The 15035-nt window shown below is 64.7% G+C and carries 15 protein-coding genes; 9 read left to right on the top strand and 6 right to left on the bottom strand.

Features of this window, described 5'->3' with window-relative positions:
* Nucleotides 1-3: 3 nt before the first annotated feature.
* From V8683_RS10280 to V8683_RS10260, 5 genes are read right to left on the bottom strand one after another with little or no spacing between them, the layout of a single operon-like run.
* The gene (locus V8683_RS10280) at nt 4-1464 is read right to left on the bottom strand and encodes a hydrogenase 4 subunit F (RefSeq protein ID WP_411190548.1); all 1461 of its coding nucleotides are present in this window, start codon (nt 1462-1464) and stop codon (nt 4-6) included.
* Nucleotides 1457-2116, bottom strand: a complete 660-nt coding sequence (locus V8683_RS10275; RefSeq protein WP_411189646.1) for a formate hydrogenlyase — start codon at nt 2114-2116, stop codon at nt 1457-1459. The genes V8683_RS10280 and V8683_RS10275 overlap by 8 nt, the downstream gene beginning before the upstream one ends.
* Nucleotides 2117-3067, bottom strand: coding sequence for a respiratory chain complex I subunit 1 family protein (locus V8683_RS10270; RefSeq protein ID WP_411189645.1), 951 nt, complete (start codon nt 3065-3067; stop codon nt 2117-2119).
* Nucleotides 3064-5070 (bottom strand): hydrogenase 4 subunit B, encoded by a 2007-nt coding sequence (gene hyfB, locus V8683_RS10265; RefSeq protein WP_411189644.1) that lies wholly within the window; start codon nt 5068-5070, stop codon nt 3064-3066. Before hyfB ends, V8683_RS10270 begins: the two co-directional genes overlap by 4 nt.
* Nucleotides 5071-5091: 21 nt before the next feature.
* The gene (locus tag V8683_RS10260; RefSeq protein ID WP_462880626.1) at nt 5092-5847 is read right to left on the bottom strand and encodes a fused MFS/spermidine synthase; all 756 of its coding nucleotides are present in this window, start codon (nt 5845-5847) and stop codon (nt 5092-5094) included.
* A gap of 403 nt (nt 5848-6250) precedes the next feature.
* Between V8683_RS10260 and V8683_RS10255 the strand changes: the two genes are divergently transcribed.
* The 6 genes from V8683_RS10255 (at nt 6251) to V8683_RS10230 (ending at nt 10994) form a co-directional block, all read left to right on the top strand.
* Nucleotides 6251-6649: a hypothetical protein gene (locus tag V8683_RS10255; protein ID WP_411189642.1), complete on the top strand. Its 399-nt coding sequence runs from the start codon at nt 6251-6253 to the stop codon at nt 6647-6649.
* A gap of 166 nt (nt 6650-6815) precedes the next feature.
* The gene (locus tag V8683_RS10250) at nt 6816-7514 is read left to right on the top strand and encodes a fused MFS/spermidine synthase (RefSeq protein WP_411189641.1); all 699 of its coding nucleotides are present in this window, start codon (nt 6816-6818) and stop codon (nt 7512-7514) included.
* A gap of 125 nt (nt 7515-7639) precedes the next feature.
* Nucleotides 7640-7828, top strand: coding sequence for a ribbon-helix-helix protein, CopG family (locus tag V8683_RS10245; RefSeq protein WP_411189640.1), 189 nt, complete (start codon nt 7640-7642; stop codon nt 7826-7828).
* Nucleotides 7829-8300: 472 nt separating this feature from the next.
* The gene (locus V8683_RS10240; protein WP_411189639.1) at nt 8301-9845 is read left to right on the top strand and encodes a methyl-accepting chemotaxis protein; all 1545 of its coding nucleotides are present in this window, start codon (nt 8301-8303) and stop codon (nt 9843-9845) included.
* A 147-nt stretch (nt 9846-9992) separates the two neighbouring features.
* Nucleotides 9993-10340, top strand: coding sequence for an RcnB family protein (locus V8683_RS10235; protein ID WP_411189638.1), 348 nt, complete (start codon nt 9993-9995; stop codon nt 10338-10340).
* A gap of 72 nt (nt 10341-10412) precedes the next feature.
* On the top strand, nt 10413-10994 hold the full coding sequence (locus tag V8683_RS10230; protein ID WP_411189637.1) for a 2'-5' RNA ligase family protein: 582 nt from the start codon (nt 10413-10415) through the stop codon (nt 10992-10994).
* Nucleotides 10995-11122: 128 nt separating this feature from the next.
* On the opposite strand, the gene V8683_RS10225 is transcribed toward V8683_RS10230, so the two are convergent.
* Entirely contained in the window at nt 11123-11596 is a 474-nt protein-coding gene (locus V8683_RS10225) for an Lrp/AsnC family transcriptional regulator (protein ID WP_411189636.1), read from the bottom strand.
* A 242-nt stretch (nt 11597-11838) separates the two neighbouring features.
* Between V8683_RS10225 and V8683_RS10220 the strand changes: the two genes are divergently transcribed.
* From V8683_RS10220 to V8683_RS10210, 3 genes are all read left to right on the top strand, one after another.
* A complete protein-coding gene (locus V8683_RS10220; protein ID WP_411189635.1) occupies nt 11839-13224 on the top strand; it encodes an amino acid permease in 1386 nt (461 codons plus the stop codon).
* Nucleotides 13225-13281: 57 nt separating this feature from the next.
* Nucleotides 13282-14478: an amino acid aminotransferase gene (locus V8683_RS10215; RefSeq protein ID WP_411189634.1), complete on the top strand. Its 1197-nt coding sequence runs from the start codon at nt 13282-13284 to the stop codon at nt 14476-14478.
* 150 nt (nt 14479-14628) lie between these two features.
* A complete protein-coding gene (locus V8683_RS10210; protein ID WP_411189633.1) occupies nt 14629-15027 on the top strand; it encodes a DnaJ family domain-containing protein in 399 nt (132 codons plus the stop codon).
* The last annotated feature ends 8 nt before the right edge of the window (nt 15028-15035 follow it).

The following is a 15035-nucleotide window of genomic DNA, read 5'->3' as shown; positions in this document are numbered from 1 at the left end:
GAATCATCCTGCAAGCACGGCCCCGGCTGCGCGATACCATGCGGCGAGCCAGGGGGGAAGGTAGAGACCGAGCATGAGCCCGATGGCCAGATGAACGAATACCGGCAGCAGTGCCGGCCGGTGTTCGAGCCGGCGCGCCGTGGCGTCGCCGAACACCATGCCTTGCGCGTGCCTGAAAATGACGGCGAACGCGACGGCCAGCGCCAGCATCAGAAGCGGCGCGGCCCACGGCAGCGCATGCATTGCCGTGGTGAGAATCAGGAATTCGCTCGCGAAGACGCCGAATGGCGGCATGCCGAGAATCGCGAGCGTGCCGAGCATCAGGCCCCAGCCCACCAGGGGACTCACGCGCACGAGCCCGCGAATGCCGTCGATGGCCTGGGTGCCGGCTTTCTGCGCGGCATGCCCCACGGTGAAGAAAATCGCCGATTTGACGAGCGCGTGAACCGTCATGTGCAGGAGGCCCGCGAACGTGGCGATGGGGCCGCCCAGCCCGAAAGCGAAGGTCATCATGCCCATGTGCTCGATCGAGGAGAACGAGAAAAGGCGCTTCGCATCCGTCTGCCGGAACAGCGAGAACGTCGCGACGAGCACCGAGACGAGCCCGAAGCCCACGAGCAGATGTCCCGGCAGGCCGTTCTGCAGCGCGCCGTCGGCGAGCACCTTGCAGCGCAGCACCGCGTAGAGCGCCACGTTGAGCAGCAGGCCGGACAGGACGGCGGAAATCGGCGTCGGGCCTTCGGCGTGGGCGTCGGGCAGCCAACTGTGCATCGGCACGAGGCCGGCCTTCGTGCCGTAGCCGATCAGCAGAAACACGAACGCGAGCGAGACGATGGTGGGATCGAGGCTCGCCTTCGCGGCGTTCAGGCTGGTCAGCAGCAACGCGTTGCCGCCGCCCAGCACGCGGCTGGCGGCCAGATACAGGAGGATCGTGCCGAACAGCGCCTGCGCGATGCCGACACCGCAGAGAATGAAGTACTTCCACGCCGCATCGTAGCTGGCCGCCGTGCGATAGACCGACACCAGCAGCACGGTCGCGAGCGTTGCGGCCTCCATCGCCACCCAGAGGACGCCCATGTTGTTCGTCAGCAGCGCGAGCAGCATCGCGAACACGAACAACTGGTACATGGCGTGGTAGAGCCTCATGCGGTTCGCGCTCATGCGGCCGCGGTCGCGCTCGACGCGCATATACGGCTTCGAGAAGAGCGCTGTCGTCCAGCCGATGAATGCGGTCAGCGTAACCAGAAAAACGTTGAACGGGTCGACGAAAAACGCCTGGCCGAACACGAAGGCGGCGCCGTGCGCCATCGTGCGCTGGACGAGCAGGAGCGCGGCGGCCAGCGTCAGGAGGCTGAAGGCGGTGTTCAGGTCCGGCGCGGCGCGGCGCGCGCCCGCAAACGCGAGGCTCGCGCTCGCGGCGAGCGGCAGGCCGAGCACCGCCGCGAGAATCCAGGCACTACTCATCATGACGCTCTACGAGGTGATGGATGTCCAGGCTGTCGAATCGCTCCCGGATCTGGAACATGAACACGCCCAGGATCAGCATGCCCACGAGCACGTCGAGCCCGACGCCGAGCTCGACGATCATCGGCATACCGTTGGTGGCGGCGGCCGCCGCGAAGAAAAGCGCGTTTTCCATCGAAAGGAAGGCGATCACCTGGGGAATCGCCGTCGCGCGCGTGATCATCATCATGAACGACAGCAGCACGCAGGCGAGGGCGATGCCGAGCGTGCCGCGCGCGACCGACGAAGCGAACTGCGTCACCGGCAACGCCACGTTGAATGCGACGACCACGAGCACGATGCCCGTGAGCAGGGTGGCGGGAATGTTGAGCAGCGATTCGACGTCGCCCGTGATTTTCAGGCGCTGCACGAGGCGATAGAGGATCCAGGGAATCAGCCCCACCTTGAGCACGAGCGTGAGCGCCGCGGAAACGTAGAGGTGCGTGTCGGCGGTGACGAAGCCGAGCACGAGGTTGGCGAGGACGAGCGTGAAGCCCTGCAGCGTATAGAGATGGATCAGCGCGAGAATCCGGCGCTGGCTCAGCATCGCGAACGAGATGAGCAGCAGGATTGCGGCGAGGAAGTTGACGATCTGCGTGGCGAGCCCGTGCATTCATGCCCCCAGCAGGAAATGGACGAGCATGCCGATCACGGCGAGCAGGTACGCCGTCGCGAGGAACTCCGGCACGCGGAAGAGCCGCATTTTCGCGTTGAGCGTCTCGACGAGCGCGAGCAGCGCGCCGCCCGCGAACAGCTTTGCGAACAGTGCGGGCACGGCGAGCAGCAGCGCGGACGGATTGCCCGCTTCGGCAATACCCCACGGCACGAACAGCGCGAGGCCGATGCACGAGTAGGCGAACAGCTTCAGGCTCGACGCCCATTCGATCAGCGCGAGATGGCGGCCGGAGTATTCGAGGATCAGCGTTTCGTGGATCATCGTCAGCTCGAGGTGCGTGGCGGGGTTGTCGACGGGCAGGCGCGCGTTTTCCGCCAGCGACACCATCGCGAACGCAATGCCCGCGAAAGCGAGGCTCGGGTAGAGGGCGAGCTCGCCGTGGCTGAGCGTGTCGACGATGTGCGTGAGTCCGGTGGACTGCGTGATCAGCGAGGCGGAGAACAGCACCATGAGCAACGCGGGCTCGGCGAGGAAGCCCACCAGCATCTCGCGCCGCGCGCCGAGCGAGCCGAATGCGGTGCCGGTATCCATGGCGGCTAGCGAAATCGTGACGCGCGCCAGCGCGAACAGACCCACGAGCGCGATGGCATCGGCTGCCGGCGAGAGCGGCAGGTCGGTCGAGAGCGTGGGCACGATCGCGCAGGCCAGCGTCATGCAGCCCCAGACGACATAAGGCGCGAGACGCGTGAGCGGGCTCGCGTGCACGGCGACGACCGACTCCTTGTTGAAGAGCTTGTGCAGCGTGCGGTACGGCTGCCAGAGGCTGGGCCCGCGCCTGCCCTGGAGCCGCGCACGGCAGATCCCGACCCAGCCGGACAACAGCGGCGCGGCGGCGAGCGCCACCAGAATTTCGAGCCCCTGCGAGAGCGCTCCGGACAGCGTGATCATCGGCGCACCAGGACGAGCAGGACGATCAGCGTGAGAAAGCTGTACGTCAGGTAGACGGCAATGGGGCCGGCCTGCAGCCGCCCTACGAGCGCGCCGAGCGCCTTGACGGCGCGCGTGAGCGGCTCGTAGATCCAGGCCCGCGTGCGGTCGGCGATGGCTACGCGGTAAGTCGGCTGGCTGTCGAACGGAGACGGCACGTGCCGCTCGATCCTGAAGAACGGCGAGAAGATCTCGCGGATCGGCTGCCCGAAACCTTCGGCCGTGTCCTGCATGCGCGCGTTCACGAACGGATTGCCGCAGGCCCAGGGTGCCGCGCGGCGCAGCCGCCCGTGATAGAAGCGGCGCACGAGTACGAACGCGAGCCCGCAGCAACCCACGAAGAAGGCAAGGAAGACGACGGGCATATAGCTCGCGCGATCGATGCCGGTGGGGGCGAGCAGCAGCCAGCCGCTCGCGATGGCCGCGCCGAGGTCGGCGCCGGCCAGTTGCCGCACGACCGGGGTCAGCGCGCGGACGATCGGGACCGGCAGCAGGCCGAGCAGCACGGTGACCGCCACGAACCAGACGAACGCCGCGCGTTCCCAGACGCCGGCGTCGCGGGCGCGGGCCAGCGTGGCTTCGCGCGGCTGGCCGAGAAAGACGATGCCGAAGAACTTGACCATGGTGTAGCCCGCCAGCGCCGCGACGAGCGCGATCAACGCGGCGATGAGCGGGATGGCCATGTTGAGGAACGTGTTCGGCAGGCCGGGAGTGAAGAGGAAGCTCTGCAGCAGCAGCCATTCGGAGACGAAGCCCGAGAGCGGCGGCAATCCGGCGCTGGCCAGCGCACCGGCGAGCATCGTCCAGGCGGTCCACGGCATCCGGTGAATCAGGCCGCCGAGGCGGCCGAGATTGCGCTCGCCCGTGGCGTGCAGCACCGCGCCCGTGCCGACGAACAGGAGGCTCTTGAATGCCGCGTGGCTCGCGATCTGATAGAGCAGGGCGGTCATCGCCAGCGCGGCGAGGCCGTTCATGCCGAAGGCGCGGAACAGAACGGCGAGCCCGAGGCTCACGAACATCAGGCCGATATTGTCGATCGACGAATACGCGAGCAACCGCTTCATATCCGACTGGATCGCGCTGAACACCACGCCGAAGAGCGCCGTGAAAAGACCGAGCGCGAGCAGCAGCACGCCCCACCAGGCAATCTGCAGATGCAGCAGGTCGAAGACCGTGCGCAGCATGCCGTAGAGGCCGGCCTTCAGGACGAAGCCGCTCATGAGCGCCGATACGGGCGAGGGCGCGGCGGGATGGGCTTCGGGCAGCCAGACGTGCAAGGGAAAAATGCCGGCCTTCGCGCCGAAACCGGCCAGCGCGAGCAGAAAGGCGACCGACGCCTGGAGGGGGGCGAGATGCTGCGCGCGCATGGCGGCAAACGTATAGTCGCCGGTATGACCCTGTAGCAGTCCGAACGACAGCAGCAGCGCCAATGCGCCGACATGCGAGATCAGGAAGTAGAGAAACGCCGCGCCGCGAATTTCCGCGATGCGGTGGTTGCTCATGACGAGGAACGTGGCGGAGATCGTCAGCGTTTCCCAGGCGACGAGGAAGCCGTAGGCGTCGTCGGCGAGGAGAACGAGGGCGAGGCTTGCGAGGCAGACGTGATATTCGAAGCAAAGCAGGCCGGGCGGCGTGCCCTCGCCCTTGCGGAAATAGCCGGCCGAAAACGCGCTCAAGCCGGCGCTCACCATCCCGAGTACGGCGAGAAAGTAAGCCGAGAGCGCGTCGATCCGCAGATGGACCGGCAAACCCGGCAAGCCGACCGGCAGGATAAGCGCTTGCGTCGGCGCGCACATGCCGAAGAGGCCGAGTCCGAACAGCAGCCCGCCGAGCAGAGCGCCCGCGGGGAAGAGGCCATGTGCCACCACCCGTGTGCGGCGCAGATACACGAGTCCTACGACGCCAATCGCCAGCCAGCCGGCAACGACGTACAGCACGAGCTGGATCACGAGGCGAGGTTCCATCGGGCCGGATCTCCCGCGGTCTCAGTCGTGCGCCGCGGACACCGGGTCCACGGTCGCGGGTGAGTCGGGGGTCGCAGCGCCGCGATGGTTCCGCTCCATGTTTTTCGCGTGCGTGCCGAGGTCGAGTTCGCCCGACAGGACGAGGTCGCGTGCCCGGGCGTGCAGCGTCGGCCAGTCCGGGGGCGGCGCGTGCTTTGTCGCGATGGCGATCGGGTTTCCGTCGCGCCGCGCGTGTGTCCAGAGCGGCCGTGCCGCGAAAGTGCGGCCGATCCGCTCGAGACAGGCCGTCGCATATGCACCGCGTTCGAGGAGGTTGGCGACCAGCACGCCCTGGTCGCGCAAGGCGGCGTGGCAGTCGTCGTAGAAGCGCTCGCTCGACAGGCTGGCCGGCAGGCCGAAAGCGTCGAAGCCGTCCAGCAGGATGGCATCGGCGGCGTTGCGCAGGCCGGCGAGATGCACGGTGGCGTCGGCGTGGACGACGCGGAACCGCTCTGAATCGTCGGGAATCTGGAACTGGTCGCGCAGCGCGATGACGCGCTCGTCGATCTCGATGGTCGTGACGAGGGCCTCGGGAAACCTGCGATGGCAGTACTTGGAGAGCGACCCGCCGCCCAGGCCCACGATGACAATATGCGCCGGATCCGGCTGGAACAACTGAAACGCCATCATGGCCCGCGTATAGGGCAGATGCAGCGCGAACGGATCGCTTTTACGCATGGCAGTCTGCACCCCGAACAGGCCGAAGCACAGCGAGCGCGTGCGCGGCCCCTCGTGCACGACGGGCGTCCCCGGATGGCGGCCGAGCAATTCCGCAAAGAGCAGGCTCAAGTGGCTCTGTTCGGATGGCAACTCAGGAATCTCCCCACTATGCACGAATTACTGCAAACGCTTGGTGTCACGCTCCTGGCCGGAACGCATATGGTTAACACTACATGTTAACGACATTAACATGCTATCAGAACTGTTCCGGCGTTTCCAGATGCGACCGATGCGCAAACACAGGCACCTCGGAGCGCCTCGCACGACCTTTCCGGCGTTTACATGCAACGCACATACGATTAACATTAAATAAGATTTTCGGGGCGGCCGCGGGAACGTGGCCTTGGGTGGACGAGGTAGCGGGGAAGGGTTTCTGATGATCGACTTCGATGTTCCGTTGCTGACGCACGAGAGCAGGCCGTTGCGGCTGCGCGACGCGGCTGGCGAGCGAGGTCTCGTGGCCGTAGGCGTTGGCCGGGCAGGCGGGCGCGGATTCCAGATGCTCCACCGTTTTGCCGCGCCCGGCGACTGGCTGGGGGCCGCCGGCGTCAACGTCGTGTTCGTCTATCCGGCCGAGTCGGCTCGTCACGTTCAGGACGCGCTTTCGGTCATGGCCGCGCGCTACCGGGGCAAACCCTGCCTGCTGCTCGACGAGGCCGGCCTGTTCTTTGGCCGCGCTTTGCCGGTTCAGCGGCTACGCGCCATGCGTTTCGATCGGCAATTTGCCTGTATCGAAACTGCGATGATTTCCGTGCGGGATGCCAACTGGGATTCGCAACTGTGCGACTTCCTCGTCAGGGCAGGCGAGGATGCGGCATAACGGGCGCGGACGGAGATGCGCTGAAGATTTCCGGAGTCGACGGGGCACGAGCGCGAGGAACGCTGCGGCCGGAGCGCACAACCGGGGAACGTTCGACAGGCCGCTGATCGTCGAGAACGACCAGGTCGTCTCCCTGTTTTTCGATGCCGCCGCTGTCCAGAGCACGATGCTGCGCCGCGATCCCTGCGCGCTCGCGCTGGGTTATACGCGCACGATGATGGGCTTTCTGCTGTTCCAGCCGTCGCCGCGCCGTATTTCGATGATCGGCCTCGGCGGCGGGTCGCTTGTCAGGTACTGCTATCGCTATCTGCCCGCGACCGTCATTGCCGCCGTCGAAATCAATCCGGAGGTGATCGCGTTGCGCGACGTATTCCGGCTGCCGCCGGACGACGGGCGTTTCAGCGTGGTGTGCGCGGACGGCGCCGATTATGTCGGCGAGCCGGGGCACCGGCCAGACGTGCTGCTGGTCGACGGCTTCACGGCCGAAGGCATGCCCGCGAGCCTCGGCACGGACGAATTTTACGAGGACTGCCGGCGACGCCTGAGCGACGACGGCGTCATGGTGATGAATCTGGTGACGGACGAGCCCGGCTTTCATGACTACCTGCGCGCGCTCAGGCGCGTGTTCGGCCGTTCGCTGGCCTTGGCTCCGGCGCAGGGCAGCGATTACAACGTGGTCGTCTTCGCGTGGAAGGGCGTACGGGAATGGCCGTCCGGAAGGGATCTGCTGCAGCGCGCGGGTACGCTGGCGCCGCTTCATCAGGTGGACATGCTCGCGGTGATTGCCGCGCTCGAGCGCGGCAGACCATTCGACTGGGGACGGTATGATATGCTCCCGCCGGCGCCGAATTCCCGGTTCCGATAGCGCGCGCCGGGCCCAGGACTGCGACCTCTGCGCTGGGCCGTATGCAGCCCAGCGACTCGCAAACTACCCGCCTTCGGTTTCGATTATAATTTGATTAACATATCTGGACGGCAAGCACTCGCGTGATGGAAACCAAAAGCGCACGACTGACGATTCTGATCGATCCCGCCAAAAAGGCCGCATTCGAAGAACTGTGTGCGGCTCAGGATCTGACACCTTCACAGGTCGTTCGTCAGTTGATCCGCGAATATCTCGCGCAGCACGGCGTGACCTACAAGACGAAGAGTTCCGTCGGCACGCGCCTGCGCCGGTAAATCGCGTAACGGGCCGGCCACCTTGGGCGGCCTCGCCCCCGAAGCTCCGGGCGGGCGCCCGCCTGCTCCGATAGTCCAATTCCTCGCTCCAACATCAAGCTACCGTTCCCCGGTGTAACCGCACCAGGGCGCCCGGAATCGCGCGCGTGCAGGACGACGTCGTTCGTCCCCTGACCATTCGGCGCGTCCGCGGCAGCGCAAATGGCATTGGCGCTGCCGCCTCGCTGAGATACCTGACTCAGGCAACTTTTTTCCTGGAAAGTTGCACCGATCAAAATCCTATGTTGTCCTATCTATTTAATTATGCCCGATGCCCGATGCATGAAGGGATAAACCCGGGTCGGGCTAAAGAACATTCAATCAAGGACGATATACAGGAACGGGATCGTTGCGGGGACATCATTTCTGTTCTCTGAGGCTTTCAGCGCAGATCGCCAATGCGTTACGCATCTAACTTTTCGGGGGGAAGGTCATGCGCAACAATCAACCCGTCACACATCGCGAGTTCGAGATTCCGGACAATGCGACGTTGATGTCGACGACGGACACGCAGAGCTACGTCAACTACGCGAACGCCGCATTCATTCACGCGAGCGGCTTCTCTCAGGACGAAATTCAGGGCCAGCCCCATAACATCGTCCGGCACCCGGACATGCCACAGGAGGCGTTCGCCGACATGTGGGCCACGCTCAAGGGCGGAGAGCCGTGGACGGCCCTCGTCAAGAACCGCCGCAAGAACGGCGATCATTACTGGGTGCGGGCCAATGCCATTCCTGTCGTTCGCAACGGTCAGACGTCCGGCTACATGTCCGTGCGGACCAAGCCGTCACGCGACGAAATCGACGCAGCGGAGAAGCTTTACGGCCAGTTCCGCGAGCACAAGGCGGGCAAACGGGGCTTCCACAAAGGCCTGATTGTTCGTACCGGCCTGCTGGGATGGACTTCGATGCTCAAGACGCTGCCGGTGCGCTGGCGCATCCGGTCTGCACTGCTGGTGGCGCTACCGATCGTCGTGGCCGCGGCAGCGTTTGCCGGGCTGAGGGGCATGTCGCTCGCAGCTTTCGCGGGGAGCGTCTCGTTCGGCTGCTTTCTGGTCTCGTTGTGGCTCGAGAGACAGATTTCCCGGCCGCTGGAGCAGGTGCTTGCTCAGGCCTTGCGGGTAGCATCGGGCGAAAGCCAGAAAGCCGTGCATATCGACCGCGTCGACGAGATCGGCATGACCCTGCGCACGATCAGCCAGCTCGGCTTGATGTTTCGCTGGCTTATCGACGACGTGAGCGAACAGGTCATCACGGTTCAGCGCGCCATCAACGAGATCGCGCAAGGCAACAACGACCTCAGCAGGCGTACGGAGCAGGCCGCTTCGAACGTCCAGCAGACGGCGTCGTCCATGGCACAGATGACGGCGACGGTGAAAAGCAATGCGGAAACCGCGCTTCAGGCGAATACGCTGGCCGGCTCGGCGAGCGACGCGGCGGCGAGGGGCGGGCAGGCCGTATCGGAAATCGTTAGCACGATGAACGAAATCACCGCGAGTTCGCACAAGATTGCGGACATCATCGGCGTGATCGACGGCATCGCGTTTCAGACCAACATCCTGGCCTTGAATGCCGCCGTCGAGGCGGCCCGCGCAGGGGAGCAGGGCAGGGGGTTCGCCGTTGTGGCCGGGGAAGTTCGCGCATTGGCCCAGCGCAGCGCGAATGCGGCCAAGGAGATCAAGCATCTGATTTCCACCAGCGTCGAAAAGGTCGAAACCGGTTCGAGTCTCGTGGACGAAGCCGGCAAGACCATGGACGATATCGTGGCTCAGGTGAAGCGCGTATCCGCGATGATCGCGGAGATCCGTTCGGCAACGGAAGAGCAAAGCAGCGGGGCGACCCAGATCGATCACGCGGTGAGCGATCTCGACACCATCACGCAGCAAAATGCCGCTCTGGTGGAACAAAGCACGGCCGCATCGGACAGCCTCAAGCAGCAGGCGGTGCGGCTCGTCGAAGCGGTGAGCGTCTTCCGGTGACAGTGAGCGCAGCGTGCGTCGCGTCGTTCCGGCCGCGCGCTTTTCGGCGCGTCAAGGAGGTCGTTCATCGTGTCGCATACCTGTTATAGTCGGTCGTTAGTATGTCAAACAGGTGTGCTGCAACTCATTTCTTTCAAGGGGGAAACAATGCGTTCAAAGTTCGTCGCTTCGCTGTTGATGGTTTCCATGCTGGCCGCGTCCGGTGCGGTGTTTGCCGAACCGCAGCACCATGACGGCGGTGCCTCGCATGGGCCGCGCCAGCCCATGCGCGATGCCTCTGTCGACCGCCCGGGCGGCCCGATTCCTCATCAGGACTGGCACAAGGGCGAGCGCGTTCCGGCTGAATACCGCGATCGCAACTACGAGGTGGACGACTGGCGCGAGCATGGTCTCTCCGCTCCGCCGCGCGGCTACCACTGGGTCGGCGTGAATGGCGACTACGTGCTGGCCGCCGTGGCGACCGGCGTGATCGCCAGTGTCCTCGCGTCGCATTGAGCGGGACTGAGCTTCAACGGTGAGGCCGGGGCGCAACGGCCGTGACCCTACCGGCCGTGCCCCTGTGCTGCCGTGACCCAGCTTTCTCTACCTGGACTCGAAGCACTCCCGCCGACGCCGGCGCATCGCCTGTTCTTTGCCGTAATGCCCGATCCGGACACCGCTGCATGCATTGCCGAGCGGGCCGGACGGTGGCGGTCCGAGATGCATGTCGAGGCGGGGCTGCTGCACACCGGACGCCTGCACGTCTCGCTGCACCATCTGGGCGACTTTGCGCATATGCCGGAGGTTATCGTTGCGCGGGCATGCATCGCGGCGACAAGTCTCGAAGTGCCGCCATTCGACGTGACGTTTGACCGGATTTCCAGTTTCAACGGGCGGCCGGGCCATCAGCCTTTGGTGCTGACGGGGAGCGCCGGGCTGGACGAATTGATCGATTTTCAGCAAAAACTTGGAGACGCTCTCAGAAGGGCGGCTTTGCGTGTTTCGCGCGCGCGTTTCACGCCCCACCTCACGTTGCTGTACGACAAAGACAGGTACGGTCTGCGCACGGTCGAACCGATCACGTGGACCGTGCGCGAATTTGTCCTGATCCATAGCTGGCTTGGCAAGACGCGTTACGACATAATAGGGCGCTGGCCGCTGAAGGCCTGATGCGTTACCCGCATCTGTCGGGTAGGCAGGACCGCGATGCGTCGATATTGCGGTCTTTGGGCTCAAACTGTACGATTAAACCTTGGTCTTTCGGGAGGTAGTCGTGCGTTCGAAGTAGCAGTTCGGTATTACTCCTCCAGCGGCATCGCACTTGTCCCCTTGAGTTCGTCCAGGCACACGATCGACTGCACGCTGTTCACGCCCGGCGCGCGCATCAGCGTATCGAGCAGGAATTCGGACAGCGCCTTGAGATTGCGCGCCACCACCTTCAGCACGTAGTCGATGTCACCGGTCACGGAGTAGCACTCCTGCACCTGCGGCAGCTTCGCCACGAGCTCCTTGAACTTGACCAGCTCGCGCATATGGCCGCGTTCCATCGTCACCTGAATGAACGCCACCACGCCGAAGCCCAGGCTCTCGGCGTCGAGGCGCGTCTCGTAGCGGCGAATTACGCCGAGTTCTTCGAGCCGCCGGTGCCGCCGCAAAGTCTGGGCGGGAGAGAGCTTGATGGCCTGCGCAAGGTCGAGGTTCGAGGCGCGGCCGTTTTCCTGCAGCGCGGCGAGCAGACGCAGATCGATGGGGTCCAGAGCGGGGCTGTGCACTTTTCTTGCCTGATCGGTGGTCGTCGGGAGAGGAAATTGTACCAATCAGGGTTTGCCAGCGTGCCAGATGCAATCCTATTTTTCGAGACCGGCTATACACTGGGCGCACCTGATGAGTCCGTCAGGCCCGGCGTGTATAGCGGCCGGTTGTTTGGCGCCGTTCGTTGCACGCGCAATTTTATTTCGCGGGAAGGGCCGGTTTCATGAGATCGCCTCGCGGCAAAAAGTAGACAGGAAGAGACATGGTTTCAAACGACAAGAGCGGCCAGCTAAGGCGCGGCCTCAAGAATCGCCACATCCAGCTAATCGCGCTGGGCGGGGCGATCGGCACGGGCCTGTTCCTCGGCATCGCGCAGACGATCCAGACGGCCGGCCCCTCAGTGCTGCTCGGCTATGGCATCGCCGGCATCATCGCGTTCTTCATCATGCGCCAGCTCGGCGAGATGGTCGTGGACGAACCCGTCGCCGGTTCGTTCAGCTACTTCGCCGACAAGTACTTTGGCCCCTTCGCCGGCTTTCTCTCGGGCTGGAACTACTGGGTGCTCTACATCCTCGTGAGCATGGCGGAGCTCTCCGCCGTCGGCATCTACATGCATTACTGGTGGCCGAATTTGCCTACCTGGGTTTCGGCGCTCGCGTTCTTCGTCATCATCAACGGCATCAATCTCTCTAGCGTCAAGTCGTACGGCGAGCTCGAATTCTGGTTCGCCATCGTCAAGGTGCTCGCGATCGTCGGCATGATCGTGTTCGGCGGCTGGCTGCTCGTGTCTGGCCACGCGGGTCCCGAGGCCGGCATCGCCAACCTCTGGCAGCACGGCGGCTTCTTCCCGCACGGCGTGAGCGGCCTCGTGATGTCGATGGCCGTCGTGATGTTCTCGTTCGGCGGTCTCGAACTGGTCGGCATCACCGCCGCCGAAGCCGACGATCCCTCGCACACCATTCCGCGCGCGACCAATCAGGTGATCTACCGGATCCTGATTTTCTACGTGGGCGCGCTCGGGGTGCTGCTCTCGCTCTACCCGTGGCAGAAGGTGGTGACCGGCGGCAGCCCGTTCGTGCTGATCTTCCACGCGATGAACAGCGATATCGTCGCCAACGTGCTCAACCTCGTCGTGCTCACGGCCGCACTGTCGGTCTACAACAGCGGCGTGTACTGCAACAGCCGCATGCTCTACGGCCTCGCGCAGCAGGGCAATGCGCCGAAGTCGCTGCTCAAGGTGAACCGGCGCGGCATTCCGCTCGTGGCGCTCGGCGTTTCGGCGGTGTCGACGCTCGTTTGTGTGGCGGTCAACTATTTCATGCCGGGCAAGGCGTTCGAGCTGTTGATGGGGCTCGTGGTGTCGGCGCTCATCATCAACTGGGCCATGATCAGCCTCATTCACCTGAAGTTTCGCCGCGAGAAGGCGCGCGCGCATCAGACCACGTCGTTCAAAAGCCTCGGCTATCCGCTTACGAATTATGTGTGTCTCGCGTTCCTCGCAGGCGTTCTCGTTGTAATGTATCTGATCCCGGATCTGCGTCTTTCGGTGTACCTGATTCCGGTGTGGCTGGTCGTGCTCGGCGTGGCCTATCGCCTGTGGAAGCGCAATGCGGCGCCGGCGCTGCAAGGCGGCATCACGGCGCGCTGAGGACATCCGGCCCAATTTTTCGTCCAGAACCGCCCTTTACAGCCTCTCGCAAACATCATGTTCGAACACATCGACGCCTATCCCGGCGACCCGATCCTCTCGCTCAACGAGAACTTCCAGAAGGATCCGCGCCAGAACAAGGTCAATCTGAGCATCGGCATCTACTTCGACGACGAGGGGCGCCTGCCGGTGATGCAGGCCGTCCACGCGGCCGAGGCCGCGCTTCTCGAAGAGCCGGGTCCGAAGCCGTATCTGCCGATGGCGGGCTTCGCGCAGTACCGCGACGCGGTGCAGGCGCTGGTGTTCGGCGCGCAGTGCCCGTCGCGCGCGGCCGGCCGGATCGCGACGGTGCAGACGCTGGGCGGTTCGGGCGCGCTCAAGGTGGGCGCGGACTTCATCAAGCGCTATTTCCCGACCAGCCACGTCTGGGTGAGCGATCCCACGTGGGAAAACCATCGCTTCATCTTCGAGCGCGCGGGTTTCACGGTGAACACCTACCCGTACTACGACGAGGCGACGGGCGGCCTGAAGTTCGAGGCCATGCTGTCGGCCATCGACGCGCTGCCGCCGAAGAGCGTGGTGCTGCTGCACGCGTGCTGCCATAACCCGACGGGCGTCGACCTCGACGAGGCCCAGTGGACGCAACTGATCGACGTGCTGCAAAAGCGCGATCTGCTGCCGTTCCTCGACATGGCGTATCAGGGCTTCGGCGCGGGCCTGGACGCGGACGCGTTCGCCGTGCGCGAGATTGCGCGCCGCGGCGTGCCTGCGCTGGTGGCGAACTCGTTCTCGAAGAACTTCTCGCTCTACGGCGAGCGCTGCGGTGGTCTGCACGTGATCTGCGAAGACGCGGCGGCGGCCGATCGCGTGCTCGGTCAACTGACGGGCGCGGTGCGTTCGAACTACAGCAATCCGCCGACCCACGGCGCGAAGATCGTCACGCGCGTGCTGACCACGCCCGCGCTGAAGGCATCGTGGGAGACCGAGCTGGCGGCGATGTGCGAGCGCATCGCCCGCATGCGCGTCGCGATCCACGACGGCCTGCGCGCGCATGTGAGCGGCGAGGCGCTCGAACGCTACGTCCGCCAGCGCGGCATGTTCACGTACACGGGGCTTTCCGCGGAGCAGGTCGATCGGCTGCGTGAGGAACTCGGTGTCTACATCCTGCGTTCCGGTCGCATGTGCGTGGCAGGTCTGAACGAGAAAAACGTGGGGATCGTGGTGGACGCGATCGCAAAGGTCCTCGCGCACTGAGTGGGACGATTCCGGGTTTCGGCGATTCATCCAGCATTGATTCGGGCGCTTGTCAAGCCGTTGGGCACCGATGACGGCCACGACAGAAGCGGACGGTCTTCCAGGTCTTACCCTGATAGAATGCGTGAGCCGCAACGTAGTGGATTGCCGATGAAATTGCTTGATGCCCTCGTCGAACAACGGATTGCCGCCGCCGCAAAGCGCGGCGACTTCGCCGATCTGCCGGGCTCGGGGTCGCCCCTGGAACTCGACGACGACCTGCTCGTGCCCGAGGAAGTTCGGGTTGCGAACCGCATCCTGAAGAACGCCGGGTTCGTGCCGCCGGCGGTGGAACAACTGCGCGCGCTGCGCGATCTCGAGGCGGAACTCGCCAGGGTGAGCGACAAGGCGGCGCAATGCCGCCTGCGGGCGCGCCTGCTCGCGCTCGACATGGCGCTCGAATCGCTGCGCGGCGGCCCGATGGTCGTGCCGCACGAATACCGCCGCCGCATTGCCGAACGGCTCTCCGAACGCGCGGCGGTCGACGAGGCCGCCGCCAGCGCGCAGTGAGCACACCG

Source organism: Paraburkholderia sp. AV2 (assembly GCF_054968425.1).
Note: the sequence above shows the minus strand (reverse complement) of the source record. Positions and strands in the feature narration are given on the sequence as shown.